This is a genomic window from Rhodococcus sp. WS1 (assembly GCF_003797745.1).
GTDB lineage: Bacteria > Actinomycetota > Actinomycetes > Mycobacteriales > Mycobacteriaceae > Rhodococcus_F > Rhodococcus_F erythropolis.
On sequence record NZ_RKLZ01000002.1, the window covers coordinates 1,934,691 to 1,952,890 of the forward strand.

Here is an 18,200-nt window from a genome sequence, read left to right on the forward strand (position 1 = left end):
GTGCGGGATGTGACGAGGAACATTCTGCTCGTTATTTCGGACAATTCGAATACTGGACATCCGGTTTACTGCCCTGGTCACCTGTCAGTTGATCGATCAATCACTCTGGGGTGAAACAAATTTCAACAGACCGTTGTGAATTCCGTCGGACGGCGAAGAATGTGCGCATGCGAATGTCGGAATATGTTTGTGTGTAGCAATTTTCGTAAGGGTTTGACTGTATCTCTTTTAATTGCAACAGGGTTCGTGTACAGCCGTCGTGCCCGTTCGGCGCGCGGATTGTTCACCGAGTATTGACATGCTCGGCATCTGCCGGTCGTATGCAGACGGTATTTGTAAGCGATGACTGATCCGATGGAATACGACCTGGTTGTGATCGGCTCCGGCCCGGGTGGGCAGAAGGCCGCCATCGCGGCGGCCAAGCTGGGTAAACGGGTAGCGATGGTCGAGAAGGGCAACATGCTCGGGGGAGTGTGCGTCAACACCGGCACCATTCCGTCGAAGACGTTGCGCGAGGCGGTTCTCTACCTCACCGGGATGAACCAACGCGAACTGTACGGCGCGAGTTACCGCGTCAAGGAGAACATCACTCCGGCCGACCTGCTGGCGCGAACCCAGCATGTCATCACCAAAGAAATCGAAGTCGTGCGATCTCAGCTCCTGCGCAACCGCGTCGAATTGCTGGTAGGGGTCGGCTCGTTCGTCGACGAGCACACCATCCTCGTCGAGGACGCCTCGCGCGGAGACAAGATGACGATCACGGCAAAATTCGTTGTGATCGCGACCGGAACGTTGCCTGCCCGCCCGGCGGGGGTGTCCTTCGACAGTCACCGGGTGCTCGACTCCGACGGAATCCTCGATCTGACCTCCATCCCGACCACCATGGTCGTGGTGGGCGCGGGAGTGATCGGCATCGAGTACGCGTCGATGTTCGCGGCACTCGGCACCAAGGTCACCGTCGTAGAGAAGAGAACGTCGATGCTGGACTTCTGTGACCCCGAGGTCATCGAATCGCTTCGGTTCCATTTACGCGATCTGGCGGTCACTTTCCGATTCGGTGAAGAAGTGACGGCCGTCGACGTCGGAGCGAACGGAACACTTACGACGCTGCGCAGCGGCAAGCAGATTCCCGCCGAGACCGTGATGTACTCGGCTGGACGGCAAGGCCTCACAGCGCCACTCGCGCTGGAGAACGCCGGGCTCGAAGCCGACGAACGTGGCCGCATCTACGTCGACGACAATTTCCGCACCAAGGTCGAACACATCTACGCCGTCGGTGACGTCATCGGCTTCCCGGCGTTGGCGGCGACGTCGATGGATCAAGGTCGACTCGCGGCCTACCACGCCTTCGACGAACCAGGCGCGAAGCTGATGGATCTGCAGCCGATCGGCATCTACTCGATTCCCGAGGTGTCGTACGTAGGCGCCACCGAGGTCGATCTGACCAAGGAATCGGTGCCGTACGAGGTCGGGGTTTCCCGCTACCGTGAACTCGCGCGCGGGCAGATCGCAGGCGACACCTACGGGATGCTCAAGATCCTGGTGTCGACGGATGACCTGAAACTACTCGGCGTTCATATCTTCGGCTCGGGTGCAACGGATCTCGTGCATATCGGCCAAGCGGTGATGGGGTGCGGCGGGACCGTCGAATACCTTGTCGACGCCGTCTTCAACTATCCGACACTGTCCGAGGCGTACAAGGTGGCGGCGCTCGACGTCATGAACAAGATCAGGGCTCTCAAGCAATTCCACTAGGGGTCGGGGTGTCCCCAGGTACCGGTCAGGGTCGGTCGGTGTACTTCTCGGGTAGCACTTGTTCGAATACCTGAGGGTGATGTCAGGCCTGGGAAAATAGGGCAGGGTCTATCTCTATGACCATTGCCCATGAACTTCGTGTGGAATTTCGATGCTGATCGGACTGATTGCCGCGATCGTGGCGTGCGTCGGATACGGCGTGGCGTCGGTGTTGCAGGCGTACGGCGCGCGCAAGTCGGCAGCGGCCGCCGAGCAGCGAGGCGAGGCCGGACACGTGACGGCGACGGGTGGCCCGACCTTGCGTTCGACGTTCGCCGCCGCGCTGACGGCGTCGTTCATCCTGGGCACCGTGCTCGATGCGGTCGGATTCGCCGGTAGTGCCATCTCCGCGCGGCTCATTCCACTGTTCTTGTCGCAGACAGTGGTCAGTGCCAATCTCGTCATCACGGCAGTGCTGGGGACCGTGGTCCTGGGCATCCAGTTGCATCGTCGCGACTGGTTCGCGATCGCCGCGGTGATCGGATCGCTCCTGCTGCTCGGTTTGTCTTCGGGTCACGCGGGCGGCGGGAGTTCCAACGACGTCGTCCACTGGGGTGTCCTGGTGGGCTCGGCGTTGATCTTGTCGATCGGTATCGGTTTGATCCGATGGTTGGGCTCACGCGCAGCAGTTGTCGCCGGGTTGATCTCGGGTGTGCTGTTCGGCTGTCTGGCCATTGCCGTACGCGTGGTCTACGGAATCGATCCGTTCGAAATCGGCACGATGCTCCGCGATCCGGCCGGCTGGGCAATCCTCGTCTCGGGCCTGGGCGGTTTCTATCTGCACACGGTGGCGTTGCAACTGGGATCCGTCAACGGAGCGACAGCGGCACTGGTTGTAGGCGAGACGGTCGTTCCGGGAATCGTCGGCGTCGTGGTGCTCGGCGATGCGTCGCGACCGGGCCTGGAATGGCTTGCCATCGTCGGATTCGTCGGAGCGATCGCGGGCGCCGTCGCCGTAGCCGTCTTCGGCGCGGCGAGCCACGAGGGGAAACCTGCCGAAGAAGTGACCGTCTGATTCGAAAACCACAGCCCTTCGAAAACTGGAACGCGAACACGAACACAGACGTGTTAAAAAGACACTTCAAGTCGATGGCGGAGGGTCAATGGTGCACGAGGGCCAAGCGAAGCACGAGGCAGAAGCCATCGCCGGCAACCGGTCGAATTGGGACGATCGCGCCGAGGTGCATGTGCGCTCCGAAATGTATGACGTCGGAGGGTTTCTCGCCGACAGAGCGGCCATTTCCAGAGTCGTGCAGAACGATCTGTCGAGTCTGTCTACGCATCTGCCGGCGTCGGGAGTGCGGGATCGCTCGCTCCTGCACTTGCAGTGTCACATTGGTATCGACACCATTTCCTGGGCGCGCCTTGGTGCGGTGGAGGTGCACGGGCTCGATCTTTCGCCCAACTCTCTGCGCCACGCAGCGCGTATCGCGAAGGCCGACGACCGCGAGATCACGTGGGTGGAAGGTGATGCGCGATTCGCCTCGACGCTGATCGACCGACGTTTCGACACGATCGTCACCAGCGCCGGGACAATCGTCTGGTTGCCGGAACTCGCCACCTGGGCCCAGTCGATCCACGACCTCCTCGAGCCGGGTGGGGTGTTTCAGATCCGGGACGATCATCCGATCCTCGGCGCAATGGCATTCGAGCCGTGGATGATCACCGACGACTACCTCTCCGGAGGCGGCATGCGATCGTACGAAGACTCGGCGACCTATACCGGGAACTCCGACGGACAGATAGCGCACACCGCCAACCACGAATGGCGCCACGACCTAGGCGAGGTCATTGGTTCCTTGCTGGATGTGGGTCTTCATATCGAATCAGTTTCGGAACTTCCCTACATGGACTGGCCGGCCTTCCCCGAACTCGTTCCATGCGCCAACGGATGGACTCTGCCGAGCCACTCTCCGCGGATCCCTTTGAACTTCGCCATCGTCGCCAGGCGAAATCAGCGAAGTGAGTGAGCAGATCCGATCCCTTGGGAGACTTCGAATAATTCCTGGAGTGGCGTGGCCGTATTTCGTGCATGATCGTCGGATGGCTTTGTCCCGGTTGTTGCCTGCCAACTCGCCCCTATCGCAAGTCGGCGCGTCGAGTGTCGTGTGTCCAGGGATCGAGTGAATCGTAGTTCTTTCAAGCTAATACTTTTCGTGGATAGTGCTTTTCGCTCGAACTCTGCTCGGCGTTGTTGCAACCGTTCGACGAATTTGCAATATCAGGTTCGAGTGAACCTGCGTCGCTGTTCGGTCGGTCCAGCGGTAACGGAAACCGCATTTTCGCAGATAGTTCTAATGCACGACCGATGCCTCGCATACGTTGTGCGGTCACAGGCACCGGGTCGTAGACCGGAGGAAAGTAATGAGCAGCTTGGATATTCAACGTTGGTCGAACGACTTCACGGCGCTGACCAAAGTCATTTCGGAAGGCATCGAGCAGTTTGTTCTCCGGTTCATTTCCAGCTGAAGTGATCTGAGCTCGCTGCCTGGCAAGGAGTTATTGATCTCCACCGCGGTTCGGAGGCCGAATCGTGATGAAGCAGAGGTTCTTACGGGGTCTGGGAGGCCTGGGCGGGGGCGAGCAGGTAGGAGAACACGTACGTAACTGCGGCGATGACCGCCAGTACGATCAAGGACGTCGGAAATCCTTGTCGACCCAGCTCATGGAACAACTAGAACACAGGCGCGTTCCCGAGGCTGTGGAGTATTTCGGATTCAGGGGCTGAAGAACTCGAGTCGACGGTGCAGCCGTGCGATCGACGGGTCCCCGATCGTGCGCCTGCCGTCGGTACGGGCTTGGCTCGGTGTCATCCCGTAGAAGTTTTTGAACGCGCGCGCCAATTGGGATTTCGAGGTGAAGCCACATCGCAGGGCCAACGCGTCGATCGTTTCGTTCGGCATCTCGGCTCTGGTCAACTCGCGGTAGACGAGTTCGAGACGCTTGCGCCGTATGACAAGAGCGATTCCGCCGTCGGATGCGAATGCGCGGTAGAGCTGTGCTCGGGAGACCGACAATGCTGCGCACATGCTCGTCGGTCCGAGCCAGGTCTCCGAGAGATGCTCGGCGATGTAGGCGTACGCACGATCGCGGAGAGAGTGATCGGGCCGCGGCGACAGATCAGGTTCGGCGATACCCAAACTGACACGCAGGAGGGAAGCGACGACGTCCTCGTAGCCGGCCGCAGCATCGGGATCGAGATGCGGTAGCGCGAGTACGACCGATTGCATGCACTGAGCGAGCACGACGGCAGGAGCTCCGCGCAGTACCGTCCCGTGTAGAGAACGACCCTTCGACTCCGCTTCGACGAGGGAGCGCGGCGCCAGGAGTGTGATGGTGCGTCCGGTCGCCTCGGTTTCGACGTCAGCAGTCCAGGTTCGCCCGAGGTCGAAGAACGCGATGTCCCCAGGGCGGGCGACAAAATCCACTCCGTCGGCGTCACCACTGACCTGTCCGCCGAGAACGACCTGGATCATGTACTGATCGTCGAGTCCGCTCTCGGCGATCACAACTTTGCTGCGGTTGTACTTCTGCGCGTTGAAGGTCGTTTCACCGATCAGCGAGGTCCCGATAGGCAGGGCGGAGATCGAGCCTTGGAGGGGCGCGTCGGCGCCTATCGGCTCGGTGACGAAGAACGGACGCGTGACGACACGCCAGAAGTCGTTGGCGTCCGCAGGGTCCACCGATCGAGTCGACACGCGAATGCGGGCGGAATTCATCGGCACGCGGGCATGATATGTCAGATCCCGCAGGTCGCAGTCACTCTCCCGCAAATAAATGCCAATAGTGACCGAGCCCACATAATGAGACAAATCGGGCGTATTTGTGAGACGGCCAGTGCTCGCGTGTCGCGGTGATTCTGTCTATGTTGTTCGTTATGGGTGGACAGGTTGGGAGTTCGATGCTCGAACGAAATCTCGAGTTCGGCGGGGATCGACTGCTCGTTTGTCGGCCATCATGACATCCACTTCGAATCGGTCGCAGCTATCTCGAGCAAAGCGAAATCCTCGAGGACGGGGCACGCTGCAAAGACGGCTCGCCGGGCGTGGAGCCACGGCGATTCGTCCTCGTCTGCTCGGGTTGATGGAACGCTCAGCGGGCTTGACGGTCATCGATTCGCCGCGTGGGTTCGGGAAGACGGACCTCGCCGCGTTGTGGCTCACGACTCTCGGGCACATGCCCATCAGACCAGTTGTCTGGGTGCCGGCGCCATCGAATCGGATGACCCCCCTCGAGTACTGGAACACTGCGCTCGCAGTGATTCAAGATTCTCTGGAATCACTCGAGGCCCCGCCACGAATGCGCGAGGATCCGGTGGGGGCAATCGAATCACTTCTCGACTCGTCGCCCACTCCATTCGTGTTGGTGTTCAACCGCATCGACCTGGTTGAGGGTGACGAGGTGGGACGCCGAATCGTGGATCTGATCGTGCGGCTTCCCGGATTGAAAGTAATCGTCACGCTGCAGGATCGGTCTGCGACGGACTTACTCGAGGACGTCCGCGTGGACGAGTACCTGTGCGCGAACGACCTCAGGTACACGCTCGACGAGTCCACAGTTCTGTTCGCGGAGGCAGGGATCCACCTTCCCTCGGGCATCGTCCATTCGATCTGCGAGCGTGTTGCCGGCGTTCCTGTGCTGATGAAGGTTGCTCTGAGTGCGGTTGCGGGGCTGAGTGAACCGAGTCGTGGGCGCGAACGCGTTCAGCAGCGAGTGGACCAGGCGATCCACGCGTACGTCAGTCGGACCGCTCCTCGATCGGGCAAGTCGCTCGAGTTGTTCGACTTCGCGACTACGATCGCCGCCGCCCGCACCGTCACACCAGAGATCGCTCGTGTCTTGTCCGACGATCTTGACGTGGAGGGCAAACTGGACTTGCTCGAGTCTTTCGGTCTGACCTTTCGGGACGGTCTCGAGGGAGAAGCATCCTGGTACTTTGCGCCGTCAGTTCGACTGGCATTCATGCAGATACGGACCGAACAAGGGGATGGATTCGACGATCCCTTCCAGGTTCTCGTCGATCACGCTCTCGGGACTTCGGATATAGCCGGTGCCGTTCACTACGCCTTGGACGGACGCCATTGGACCAGGGTGCTCGACATACTCGAGCGTCACTGGGCCGATCTTCTGGTCGATCACACCGGATTGGTCCGGACTGCGTTGCAATCCATACCCGGCGAGGTGCTCAGTTCGAACTCTTCGATTCTGGTGGGCCGTGACCTGCTCGAATCACGCCTGCGGCCGCAGTTGGTCAACGGCGATTCGTTGCCGACGGAACCGGCGGAATTGCGTGCGATAGGTGGTAGTTCGCATGCGCACAGCTTGTTGAACGTCGGGACGGTCCAATCGGTTGTGCTGAGAACATCCGGTAAGTACCAACGCTCTACCGAGATCACGCGCAAGTTGGCTCACGTCGTGTACGGACTCGGCGACGAGTCGTTGGGCGCGTTGGGGTCTCAACTGCCCGCCCTGCGCCTGATCTGGGGTGTTTCGCATCAACTGACCGGTGACCTCGGTGATGCCGCGGTGGAATTGCGACTCGCCTATCAGGGTGCGATGGAACACGGTCCGGAGTTCGTCCTGCGGCACGCCGCTGGCAATGCCGCGCTCAACTCCGCGCTGATCGGGGACGTCGCGCACGCGACAGACTGGCTTCACCTCGAAAGCACACACCCGGACGTTTCGGGATGGTTGGGACCGCCCTCGCACATGGGGGGAGCGATCGCGCGGGCACTGGTGGCGTGCGATCGCGTGGACCTGAATGCCGGCGCTGCCGCGATGGACGCGCTCGCCGAGATCACACCGCCGGGCGACCTGTGGGCGTTCGCGGCCTACACTTACTCCAGATTCGCACTGCTGCAATCGGATCCGTTCTCAGGGCTGATTTCGCTCCAGCGCGCAGTGGCAACGCACGGGCACGTGAATCCGTGTGAACGATCACTTGGTGACGCACTTCTCACCGCGGCGCGTATCGATCTCCTGTTGGCGTCCGGGGAGGGTACCAAGGCGCTGGAGGAATCAGTCGCTGCGCCGCATACGTTTGCTGTTGTCACGGTTTCTGTCGCTCGTGCGCATCTCCTGACGGGGGCTCCGTCACAGGCATTGGAATTGTGTCGCGAAATCGACTGGAGCGAGCAGTATCTCACGAGGTTTCGGCTCGAGTCCCTGCTGATCGAATGCGCTGCGCTGTGCGAACTGGGCAGAATCCCCGCTGCCGCCAGTCCGTGGGAGGAGGCTCGCGGACTACTCGAAACCTCAGGTGTCCTGTCGGCGCTGGCGACCATATCGCGTGATCTGATCAGGCAACTGGAAGAGCGGGCCGAGGGCCCGAGCAGTGCCGTCGCAACCTTTCTCGAATCCGAAGTGCCGCAGATGTATCCGGCAGCTATCGTTCGAGTCCAATTGACGAAGCGGGAGATGGACGTTCTCGTGGAACTGGGTCTCGGCATTCCGATCGGCGAGATAGCGCGAAAGTTGTTCGTATCCAACAACACATTGAAGAGTCACCTGCGAGCCCTGTATCGCAAACTCGGTGCGCATTCCCGCGAAGAGGCCGTCGCGGCAGCGCACCGACACAACCTCCTCGGCAGTGGGCAGGACTGATCGACGTCAGTGCAAATTGCGCTCGGAGTAGATCTTCATCGCGTCACGGACCAGCGAAGCGGTGCCTTCTCCGTACTTGTCGTAGTTTGCAGTGAAGCGGGGATCGTCGACGTACATCTGGCCGAGTCCGGTGAAGGCGTCGGCGCTGGGAGTCCTTCCCTGCCAACCGATTTTTATCCACTCGAACTGTCTCTGGGTAATCGTCTGGACGTCGTCGCTTTCCGCGGGTAGGCCCGCTGTCAGTGCTTTTCCGAATGCCGCTGCGATGTCGGCTTGAGCTTGCAGATGTGCTTTCCGGTCCTGCTCGGACATCGACCGCCACCAGTTGTCGCCGCTGGTATAGGCGTCCTTGCCCCAACGCTCGATGACCTCGTCCTTGTATCGGGTGTGGTCGAACCCGTCGAAAACATCTTCCGGCATGAGTGATTCACCTTTCTTCGTCTTGTTCAACGTCCTGTTGACCGATTCGATCTGTCTCGAGATCCGCGTGCGCTCTTGCTCGAGGAGTTCGAGGTGCGTACGCAGCGCGGCGGCCGTGTCGCGTTCACCGGTGAGGACTTCGGCGATGGCCGGCAATCCGAGTCCGAGTTCCCGAAGCAGCAGGATGCGTTGCAGTCGCACCAGGGCGTCTTCGTCGTAGAAGCGGTAGCCGTTGGCGCCGATGCGGCTTGGTTCCAGGAGTCCGAGATCGCCGTAATGGCGCAGCGTTCTGCTGGTGGTACCGGCGGATTTGGCGAGTTCTTGGATGGACCATTCGCTCACGTGGAGTTCCTACTCTCGGATCGGTTGTGCTCATTCAGCATGCAAGTTGACGTTGCGTCAATGTCAAGAAAGTTCTCGGTGTGCATTGTCGGGAACGTTTTATGTCCGTTTCGCCGTATCGCCACGAACGGGTCTCCAACTGATTGATTCGATGACCTAGGTCACGTGATTTGGCTCACAAATTGCCAATTTGAATAGTTGAACAAGCCTCTGTTGACGCTTTCACATACCTCGACCACGATCATCTGAACAGATCGAGTTACGCGGTTGTTGAAAATGCACGGTAGTTGAAATGCACTGCAGACGGAACGGTGGTCCACGATGACTGAACTGGTGTCGGGCGTAGCCCAGGCCAAGCCCTATGACCTCGATGATCGGTACCGGTCGGGATCGGGACCGGTGTTGCTGACCGGTGTTCAGGCAATCGCACGCGGTTTCGTCGAGCAGCACGTTCGCGACATCCGGGCGGGTAAGCGTATTGCCACTTTTGTCTCCGGTTACCAGGGCAGCCCCCTCGGCGGCGTCGACAAGATGCTCCACGGCATGCCCAAGGTTCTCGCGGAACACGACATCACCTTCATCCCCGGCTTCAACGAGGAGCTCGCTGCCACCGCGGTATGGGGAAGCCAGACGGATCTCCCGGCCGGAACCGCGACCCACGACGGCGTGACCGGCGTCTGGTACGGCAAGGGCCCCGGCGTCGACCGCGCTACCGACACCATTCGCCACGCCAACATGTACGGCGTGAACCCCAAGGGCGGCGTCGTCCTGCTGGTGGGCGACGACCCGGCGTCGAAGTCCTCCACGGTTCCGGCCGTCAGCGAGCGCTCGCTTGCCGCGATGGGTGTGCCGGTTCTCTTTCCGCGCAATGCCGAAGAGATCATCACGATGGGTATGCACGCCGTTGCACTCTCGCGGGTGTCCGGTTGCGTCGTAGCGCTGAAGATCGTCGCCGACGTCGCCGACGGTGCCTGGACGATCGACGGCAGCATCGCGGACTTCGACATCGTGGTTCCGGAAGTGCAGTTCGAGGGCAAGCCCTTCGTCTACAAGCAGCGTCAGATGGCTGCGCCGCCGGACAGTGTCATCGCCGAGGCCGATCTGTACGGCCCGCGATGGGATCTTGTTCACGCGTACGGAACTGCCAACAACCTCGATGTGATCGAGGTCAACCCCTCCGGTGCGAAGATCGGTATCGCCGCCACCGGTACAACTTTCGACTCCGTCCGCCAAGCTCTGGCAGACCTCGGCGTCGATGATGCGGCGCTGCACCGCGCCGGGATCCGTCTCCTTCGCATCGGAATGTGCTACCCCGTCGTGGGCGAGAAGATCAGGGAGTTCGCCGAAGGTCTCGAGCAGATCGTCGTGGTCGAGGACAAGACCGCGTTCATCGAAGCTCAGATCCGGGAAGTCCTGTACGGCACCGACGATGCTCCTCGCATCATCGGCAAGCGTGACGGCCAGGGCCGTCTGCTCATGCCTGCCAGTGGTGAACTGACCGCAGGCCGGCTGCTCGCCCCGTTGCGGCGCGTACTGAAGCCGCACGTCGAGCTCAAGCGCACCCTCCCGGCACCACTGTCACTGAACGTGCTCTCCGCCAAGCGAACCGCGTACTTCTGCAGTGGGTGCCCCCACAACCGTTCCACCGCTATCCCCGAGGGTTCAATCGGCGGCGGCGGAATCGGTTGCCACACACTCGTCACCATGTCCGGCCGTGAGGACAGCGCTGTCACCGGCCTGACGCAGATGGGCGGCGAGGGCAGCCAGTGGATCGGGCAGGCACCGTTCACCGACGTGCCTCACCTGTTCCAGAACATCGGCGACGGCACCTTCTTCCACTCCGGTCAGTTGGCTGTCCAGGCATGCATCGCCGCAGGCGTGAACATCACCTACAAGTTGCTCTACAACGAAGTAGTGGCGATGACCGGTGCACAGGACGCAGAAGGTGCCCTCTCCGTTGCTCAACTCAGCCACAAGCTGACCACCGAGGGCGTCAAGCAGATCATCATCTGCGCCGACGAGCCTTCGCGCCACAACAAGCGCGCCCTGGCCAAGGGCACCAAGCTCTGGCACCGCGATCGCCTCGACGAGGCTCAGAAGGAGCTTCGCGAGATCAAGGGCGTCACCGTACTGATCTACGACCAGCACTGTGCGGCCGACGCTCGTCGCCAGCGCAAGCGTGGCACGCTGCCCACTCGCAACACTCGCGTCGTCATCAACGAGGCAGTGTGCGAGGGCTGCGGTGACTGCGGTGTGAAGTCGAACTGCCTCTCGGTCCAGCCTGTGGACACCGAGTACGGTCGCAAGACGAAGATCGACCAGACGTCCTGCAACACGGACTACACCTGCATGGACGGCGATTGCCCCTCATTCGTGACCGTCGAACTGGTGCCGGGCAAGAAGGCTCCCAAGGCCGCACGTCCCGTCCCGCCCGTCGTCGCAGATCCCGATTTCGGACCGCTCACCAGCACGCAGAACGTGTTCCTCGCGGGCATCGGCGGCACCGGTATCGTGACCGTCAACCAGGTGCTCGCAACGGCGGCACTGCGCGCCGGCCTCGAGGTGGAGAGCCTTGACCAGATCGGCCTGAGCCAGAAGGCCGGACCGGTTGTCTCGCACCTGCGTTTCAGCTCCAGCGCGCTCGAGCCGTCCAACCGCCTCACCCCGGGCAGCGCGGATTGCATCGTCGCCTTCGACCTGCTGACCGCGACGGACAACAAGAACCTCGACTACGGCAACCCCGAGAAGACGGTCTCCATCGCATCGACGTCGCAGACGCCGACCGGAGACATGGTCTACGACAAGGCTGTTCGCTACCCCGAGGAGACGTCACTCCTCGCCCGTCTCGACAAGGTGTCGCGCACCCTGCGCTCGTTCGACGCACTCGCCGCGGCACAGGAGTTGTTCGGTAACACCGCAGCCGCCAACTTCCTGCTGATCGGTGCTGCCTACCAGAGCGGTGGACTTCGTCTGCCGGCCGAGGCCATCGAAGAAGCGATCGGCATCAACGGCGTTGCCGTGGACGCGAACATCGCGGCATTCCGTTGGGGCCGTGCAGCAATTGCCGACACTGCAGCGTTCTCGGCCGTCACCACGCCGGCCAAGTCCGTCCGCGAACCCGTTGTCGCACCGGCTCACATGTTCGCCGGAACCACCTTCACCGGTGAAACCCTGCGACTGGTCGAACTGCGTGCGGCACAGCTCATCGAGTTCCAGTCCGTCAAGATCGCCCAGCGCTACATCGATCAGGTTCAGGCAGTCTGGACTGCTGAACGTGCCGCAACCGAGCGGACCGATTTCAGTGAAGCGGTCGCCCGCGGCCTGTTCAAGTTCACCGCGTACAAGGACGAGTACGAAGTTGCTCGCATGCTGGTCGATCCTGCCTTCATCGAAGACGTCAAGTCGCAGGTGCCGGCCGGGGAGAACCTGACCTACAAGCTCCACCCCCCGATCCTCCGAGTGATGGGCCGCAAGAAGAAGATCGGCCTCGGGCCCAAGTCGCATGTTGCACTGAAGGTTCTGGCCAAGGGCAAGAAGCTGCGCGGTACCAAGCTCGATCCCTTCGGCTACATGCACGTCCGCAAGGTCGAGCGTGAACTGCTCGCCGAGTACGAGGCCATGATCGCTGATCTCTCTCGTACGCTCGCAACCGACGGATACGATCGCGCCGTCGAGATCGCGGCGCTGCCGGACGTGGTTCGCGGCTACGAGGACATCAAGCTCGGCAACATCGAGCTGTACAAGACTCGCCTGCGCGAACTCGGTGTCGGTGAGTAGGAGCGCCGGCGAGTAGATCGAAGAAGACTGTGCCCCAGCGACCGTTGTCGCTGGGGCACAGTTGTATTCAGAGCTGTATCGTACGGAAACGGGTTCAGGAGGGCGGGAACTGGCCGTCGGCGACCACAGCGCTGCCGTTCCACGTGAAATTCACGATATTCGGTCCGCCTTGAGGGCAGCAGAATGCGTCGTCGTCGAGCAACCATCGGTATTGGACGGACACCGAATTCCTGTTGCTGTCGATGACGTGTGTGTACGAGTACGGCTTGCTGGTAGCCGTGCCCAGGTAAGTCCCGTCGTGGAAGAACAGGACGTGTGACTGATACGTCGCATCGCCCACGCCGTCACCATCGACCGAAACCCAGAGCAGGTCAGGACAATTACCGATCTGCTCCTCGCTCGCGGATCTCGGTATCCAGCTGCCGCCGTTGACGTCGGTTCCCAAGGTGCCGATTGCGTCCGTGACGACCGGGGAGTCGACGTCGACACAGGGACCTGAAGCCGGGACTGCAGGCGTCGTCGCCGGCACGGATTCGCTTGCTGGGGTGCCCGATTGCGGCGGGGGAGAACTCGTTACCGTCGTCCCGGATTCGTTTGCCGTCGAGGTCGCCGACGCCGTTGAGCTTGACGCTGTTGAACTCGCCGCCGCCTCGGGTGTTCCTTCGGTCGACCCGCAACCGGCGACCATCAGGGCAGTGGCCGTCACCAGTGCCGAGACAGCGACGGCGGCCGAAATCGGAGCTTTCCTGCGCATGCGTCCTCCAGAGAGTGTGGGTTCACGTGTTCAAGTCCCTCCCTCGTTCTGTCGCCGGGCCGCATGCGTGCGTTATCGAACAACTGATAACGATCAGCTATCGGGCTTCGTGTTGACGGCTTCGGTGTTTGTGGCTCGAGCGGAGTCGTATCGCACGGATCCGGCCACCACGGTCATCGCGATTTCCGTGGTCAGGAGAGAATCGACCCCTTCGGTGAACGGATCTTGTTTCAGTACGACAAAATCGGCTGCTTTTCCCCGAACCAGTTGGCCGGTCACATCTTCCCACCGGCACGAGTAGGCAGCGTCGCGGGTTGCGTGAGCCAGCGCGTCCGCGAGGGGGAGTGCGTACCCCGGCAGGTTGGGTGCCCGTGACGGATCGATTGCGGATCGACGGGTGGTGGCGATGAACATGTTCGGCAGCGGCGGGTGGGGCGCCGTCGGAGCGTCCGAACCCAACGCCAGAACCGCTCCGGCCTCGGTGAATTCGGGCCAGGGGTACGCGCGATTCACCCGGTAGTCGCCGAGCATCGCCTGCCAGTTCTCTTGGATAGCAGGGTCAGCGTGAACCGGTTGCATCGAGGCGATGATTCCCAGGCGGGCAAGCCTTTCGACGTTATCCCGGGTGATGGACTCCAAGTGTTCCATTCGGTGCCTGCGGGGAATGTCTCCGTTGGCGGCGATCGCGTACTCGAGTGCCGTCAATCCGATCTCCGACGCCTCGTCGCCGATCGCGTGCATCGCGATCTGCAGGCCTGCGGCGTCAGCGGCTGTCACGACGGGGATCAAGGACTCGAGATCCCAGATGGGCTCGGCGTTGGTGCCGTCAGAGTACGGCTCTTTCATTGCGGCAGTGCAGCTGTCGATCACACCGTCGATGATGATCTTGATTCCGGCGATACGGAGCCACGGACCTTGGACGCGCTCGTGGAGTTCGATCACGTCGTGAACTTGTCGGACGTTGTCAGCCTCGTTGTCCTCGCGGGTCATCAGCCAGTGAGCCGCGACGCGCAGCGGCAATGTGCCGTCTCCTGCATCCAATGCTCTTTCCAGCGAAGCTAATTCGTCCGCGCCGAGAGCCATGTCGACCGCGCCGGTCACGCCGTCCTCGAGATAGTGGCGGAACGCGAGCGCGAGGGCGGCGTCCCGGTCCTCGTCGGATGCGAGCTCCGCCAGTTTCGGCCAGACGTAGAGCATTATGGCCGTCTCGTACAGCATTCCGGTGGCTTCTCCGGTGTCCGGATCCCGGCCGATACGACCGCCGATCGGATCGGGAGTGTCCGCGTCGATGCCGAGTTCTCGCAGTGCTGCTGTGTTCACCCAGACCGAATGTACGTCGTTGGCGTCGAGGTACACCGGGCGATCGGGTACGACGGCGTCGATCATCTCTCGGGTCGGGTGCCCTCCATCCAGGGCGGAGAACAACCAACTGCGACCCAGCAGACGTGGTGCATCCGGGTTCGATTCCGCGAATTGCTTGATGCTGGACTGAATGTCGGCGAGATCGGTGGCATCACGCAGATCCAACTTCTGCAGCGCGAATCCCATCATGACCAAATGTGTATGTGCGTCGACGAAACCGGGTAGCACGACGGCGCCTTGGAGATCGATCACCTCGGCGTCGGGAGCCAGGATATCGGCATAGACGGTTTCGCCCACGAATCTGAGCTTGTGGTCCTCGACGACTATCGATTCGGCCCATCCGTCGTCGGCAGCCGTGAAGATCTTTCCGTTGCGGTAGTGAGTGATGCTGTCATTCATGACTTCTACGTGATCCTTACGCGATGACGGTAGTAGTGATGGCGGCGCTGTGGTGACGATACGCACCCTCGGTACGTGCGGAGAGTCGGGAAACCAAGGCGAACGGGACTAATAGAACGAAGCTGATCCCGGAGATGATGACTCCGAAGGTCGGATACCCGAGGCTGGCCGTCACCGAAGTGCCGAACAGTGGCGCGAACGCGGAGCCTATGAGGTAGGTGCCCAGTAGTGGGGCCGACCATCGGCCGGCGGCGTCGAGCGCGGCCGAGATGGCAACCAAGACGATGAACGTGGCCGCGTAGACAGTGTTCCAGGCGATGACCAGTACCAGGTAGATCGTGGGATCGGTGGTGAGGCTGGCAGACAGCTTCAGGATTGCCCCGAGTATCAGTAGCACGGAGATCGATACTGTCCGACTGACCCGAGAACCCAACGCGGTCAAAGTAACAGCCGCGAGCACGCCACCCGCCGTTGATGCGCTCAGCGCGAGACTCATTTGTTGATCCGAGAGTCCGGCGTGCTCGGAACCCATGATGCCGAGTACTGCCCACAGTGAGTCTTCGCTGATCGCCCAGACTGCAAGCATCGCGAGAAATGCGGTTCCGGCAAAAGTGAGTCGTTTCGCGCTTACCCCGGCGGGGAGAGTGGTGGTCGTCTTGGCGGACTTCGCCGTCTCCGGCGACTCTTTCACCGGGGATGACGGCAACCAGGTGACCGTTGCTGCGGTAGCCAGTGCCAGGACTGCGACGATGCCGAATGCGTTGGTCATGTGTGTGCCGAGGATGGGTATGAGAGCGAGGACGGCTGTGACGACGACACGGTTCACGAGGCCGCTGATGCTTGACGCCCGGTCCGGGTTCGTGAGCGCGGCCAGTGCCGCTCCACCAACGGATGCAGATCCACCAGCGCCGATGCCGCCGACGATGATCGCGGTACACGCGATCATCGTGGACGGTGCGATGGCCGCAACGCCGAATGCGGCTGCCATTGCCATCAGGCTGACGCGGCCGAGGAGATGACGATGCCGACCCGATGCGATACGAGTGGTGGCGAGGCAGGTGAACGCGCAGACCAGCAGCGATGCGGTCAGGACGGCACCGGCGGCGGATTCGGTGACACCGAGGTCCTCGACCATTGCCACGATCATCAGGGGTATGAGGTTCGCGGTGATGAATCCCATGACACCGATGCTGAAGACGGCAATACCGCGGTTGGCGGTGAGTGGAACCCGGTCGGACTGCGTAATCGCAGAAGCGTTGATTGGCACTAGGGCAACCCCATGTCCTGAAGGGGGTGGCGGAACCGACCCCTGATGGCGTGATGCGAGTCACTTAATGAATGTGATTCGTTAAGTATGGGGATGGGCCCTGCGTCGGTCAAGAGGTATAACGAATTCGATTCGTTAATTGTATGTTTCGGGATACCGCCTCCCGCAAAGTGGCGTCGCCGGTCTGTTTCTTGTTGTGAGGCTTATGCTTCCGCAATGGCTGAGATTGCGGAACGCACCCGCTACCTCGAGCGCTACGTCACTTTCGTCGACGCGATTGTCGCCATTGCGATCACGCTGCTCGTCCTGCCGCTGGTCGAACTCACCAGTGACCACCACGGCACCACGTCGGAACTCCTGCGCGATCACGCTGCGCAGTTCTATTCGTTCGCCCTGAGCTTTCTGGTGATCTTCCGTCTCTGGTGGTCGCAGCATCGGCTGCTTCGTTTCGTGGTCGACGGAGACAAGGTGGTTGTGCGCGGGCTGGGGTTGTGGGTGATGACCATCGTGTTCTTGCCGTTCCCGACTGCGCTCGTTGCAGCGCCGTCGCAGGATCTCGGAACCAGGGCTCTCTACATCGGGACAATGGCAGCCAGTGCTGCGTGCCTGGCGGTGGTCGCGTGGGGTCTGGTTCGCAACCCTTCGTTGAGCGAAGAGAATGCGAAGCCGCATTTCACCGCTGAAATCGTCACTTTCCTGATCATGGTGGTGGCGCTGCTCGTCAGTGTGCTCGTTCCGGTGACGTCGTACTTCCCGCTGTTTCTTCTCCTGCTGTCGACGCCGATCGAGAAGCTGTGGAACCGAGTGGCGGCGAAATGGAGTCGCGGTGAAGGTGAGATGAGCTAGTCGGCGCGAGCGGTCATCGCGGATTTCTTGGCTTTGTTTCCGCAGATGTTCATCGAGCACCAGCGTCGGTTGTTGCCGCGGCTGGTGTCGACGTAGAGGCCGGTGCACCCGTCGCCCTGGCAGGCTTTGACGCGGTCGTGGTCGGGTCCACCGAGCACCGCGATCGCGTCGGCAGCCACTATCGACAAAGCGTCGCGGATCGGATTGTCTCCGGCTGATTTCCAGAGGGCCCGGCCACTCTCGAGGACGAGGTGGGCATCACCGAGTTCGGATGCGGTGTTGACGATCCCGACATCGGCGCGTGAGGCGCGGCGGTCCTCGCATACGGCGGTTCCGATGCGATGAATGGCCTCACGTAAATCCTGCGCGCCGCGGAGGTCGTCTTCTGTCGCGGTTGCTGGGGTGTCCATCAGATCGTTGGCGCGTAACCATAATTCGAGTCGCTGCGGGCTCGTGAGTCGTTCGAACCTCGAGCCGTTCCGATTGGTGAGGGTGGCGGTGAAGCGGAAGGCGAGCGTGTCGTTGTCGAGTCGAAACACGTCCCGAGTGGATTGATCAGCTCCTGCTTCGTTCACTTTCATCCTCCTTTGTAGCGAACCATCTCAACCGGTTCGACAGCAACTGTACCTGTGTGAG

Annotated in this window: 12 protein-coding genes; 6 read left to right on the forward strand and 6 right to left on the reverse strand. The window is 61.3% G+C overall.

From position 1 onward, the window contains the following. The first annotated feature begins 342 nt into the window (after positions 1–342). The 3 genes from sthA to EEB12_RS21825 all read left to right on the forward strand — a co-directional run bounded on the left by sthA (position 343) and on the right by EEB12_RS21825 (position 3,764). The gene (sthA, locus tag EEB12_RS21815; RefSeq protein ID WP_007733953.1) at positions 343–1,755 is read left to right on the forward strand and encodes a Si-specific NAD(P)(+) transhydrogenase; all 1,413 of its coding nucleotides are present in this window, start codon (positions 343–345) and stop codon (positions 1,753–1,755) included. A gap of 151 nt (positions 1,756–1,906) precedes the next feature. Next, positions 1,907–2,809: a hypothetical protein gene (locus tag EEB12_RS21820; protein ID WP_019745033.1), complete on the forward strand. Its 903-nt coding sequence runs from the start codon at positions 1,907–1,909 to the stop codon at positions 2,807–2,809. 88 nt (positions 2,810–2,897) lie between these two features. After that, complete coding sequence (locus EEB12_RS21825; protein WP_060938116.1) at positions 2,898–3,764, forward strand: class I SAM-dependent methyltransferase; 867 nt, start codon at positions 2,898–2,900, stop codon at positions 3,762–3,764. A 747-nt stretch (positions 3,765–4,511) separates the two neighbouring features. On the opposite strand, the gene EEB12_RS21830 is transcribed toward EEB12_RS21825, so the two are convergent. Further along, positions 4,512–5,513: a helix-turn-helix domain-containing protein gene (locus EEB12_RS21830; protein ID WP_258537206.1), complete on the reverse strand. Its 1,002-nt coding sequence runs from the start codon at positions 5,511–5,513 to the stop codon at positions 4,512–4,514. 364 nt (positions 5,514–5,877) lie between these two features. Here EEB12_RS21830 and EEB12_RS21835 point away from each other — a divergent pair, with 364 nt between their 5' ends. Continuing rightward, positions 5,878–8,397 carry a helix-turn-helix transcriptional regulator gene (locus tag EEB12_RS21835; RefSeq protein WP_141488490.1) on the forward strand — a complete coding sequence of 840 codons (2,520 nt, stop codon included), beginning with the start codon at positions 5,878–5,880 and terminating at the stop codon, positions 8,395–8,397. Positions 8,398–8,403: 6 nt separating this feature from the next. Here the strand turns inward: EEB12_RS21835 and EEB12_RS21840 are convergent, their stop codons facing one another. Further along, positions 8,404–9,159 (reverse strand): MerR family transcriptional regulator, encoded by a 756-nt coding sequence (locus EEB12_RS21840; protein ID WP_019745027.1) that lies wholly within the window; start codon positions 9,157–9,159, stop codon positions 8,404–8,406. Between the two features lie 321 nt (positions 9,160–9,480). Here EEB12_RS21840 and EEB12_RS21845 point away from each other — a divergent pair, with 321 nt between their 5' ends. Beyond that, complete coding sequence (locus EEB12_RS21845) at positions 9,481–12,936, forward strand: indolepyruvate ferredoxin oxidoreductase family protein (protein ID WP_133726970.1); 3,456 nt, start codon at positions 9,481–9,483, stop codon at positions 12,934–12,936. Between the two features lie 94 nt (positions 12,937–13,030). Here EEB12_RS21845 and EEB12_RS21850 read toward each other — a convergent pair whose 3' ends face one another. The 3 genes from EEB12_RS21850 to EEB12_RS21860 form a co-directional block, all read right to left on the reverse strand. After that, a complete protein-coding gene (locus EEB12_RS21850; protein ID WP_060938120.1) occupies positions 13,031–13,690 on the reverse strand; it encodes an LppP/LprE family lipoprotein in 660 nt (219 codons plus the stop codon). A 93-nt stretch (positions 13,691–13,783) separates the two neighbouring features. After that, positions 13,784–15,451 carry an amidohydrolase gene (locus EEB12_RS21855; RefSeq protein ID WP_141488491.1) on the reverse strand — a complete coding sequence of 556 codons (1,668 nt, stop codon included), beginning with the start codon at positions 15,449–15,451 and terminating at the stop codon, positions 13,784–13,786. Positions 15,452–15,467: 16 nt separating this feature from the next. Beyond that, positions 15,468–16,718, reverse strand: coding sequence for an MFS transporter (locus EEB12_RS21860; RefSeq protein ID WP_019745023.1), 1,251 nt, complete (start codon positions 16,716–16,718; stop codon positions 15,468–15,470). A 216-nt stretch (positions 16,719–16,934) separates the two neighbouring features. Between EEB12_RS21860 and EEB12_RS21865 the strand changes: the two genes are divergently transcribed. After that, positions 16,935–17,564 (forward strand): TMEM175 family protein, encoded by a 630-nt coding sequence (locus EEB12_RS21865; RefSeq protein ID WP_141488492.1) that lies wholly within the window; start codon positions 16,935–16,937, stop codon positions 17,562–17,564. Here EEB12_RS21865 and EEB12_RS21870 read toward each other — a convergent pair. Further along, positions 17,561–18,145 (reverse strand): CGNR zinc finger domain-containing protein, encoded by a 585-nt coding sequence (locus tag EEB12_RS21870; protein WP_179154665.1) that lies wholly within the window; start codon positions 18,143–18,145, stop codon positions 17,561–17,563. The genes EEB12_RS21865 and EEB12_RS21870 overlap by 4 nt on opposite strands. Between the last annotated feature and the right edge of the window lie 55 nt (positions 18,146–18,200).

Bases quoted from the DNA above. Each gene is read 5' to 3' on its own strand.
- EEB12_RS21835 (WP_141488490.1), top strand. From the start codon at position 5,878: ATGGAACGCTCAGCGGGCTTGACGGTCATCGATTCGCCGCGTGGGTTC.
- EEB12_RS21870 (WP_179154665.1), bottom strand. From the start codon at position 18,145: ATGAAAGTGAACGAAGCAGGAGCTGATCAATCCACTCGGGACGTGTTT.
- EEB12_RS21850 (WP_060938120.1), bottom strand. From the start codon at position 13,690: ATGCGCAGGAAAGCTCCGATTTCGGCCGCCGTCGCTGTCTCGGCACTG.
- EEB12_RS21820 (WP_019745033.1), top strand. From the start codon at position 1,907: ATGCTGATCGGACTGATTGCCGCGATCGTGGCGTGCGTCGGATACGGC.
- EEB12_RS21865 (WP_141488492.1), top strand. From the start codon at position 16,935: ATGGCTGAGATTGCGGAACGCACCCGCTACCTCGAGCGCTACGTCACT.
- EEB12_RS21830 (WP_258537206.1), bottom strand. From the start codon at position 5,513: ATGAATTCCGCCCGCATTCGCGTGTCGACTCGATCGGTGGACCCTGCG.
- EEB12_RS21825 (WP_060938116.1), top strand. From the start codon at position 2,898: ATGGTGCACGAGGGCCAAGCGAAGCACGAGGCAGAAGCCATCGCCGGC.
- sthA (WP_007733953.1), top strand. From the start codon at position 343: ATGACTGATCCGATGGAATACGACCTGGTTGTGATCGGCTCCGGCCCG.
- EEB12_RS21855 (WP_141488491.1), bottom strand. From the start codon at position 15,451: ATGAATGACAGCATCACTCACTACCGCAACGGAAAGATCTTCACGGCT.
- EEB12_RS21845 (WP_133726970.1), top strand. From the start codon at position 9,481: ATGACTGAACTGGTGTCGGGCGTAGCCCAGGCCAAGCCCTATGACCTC.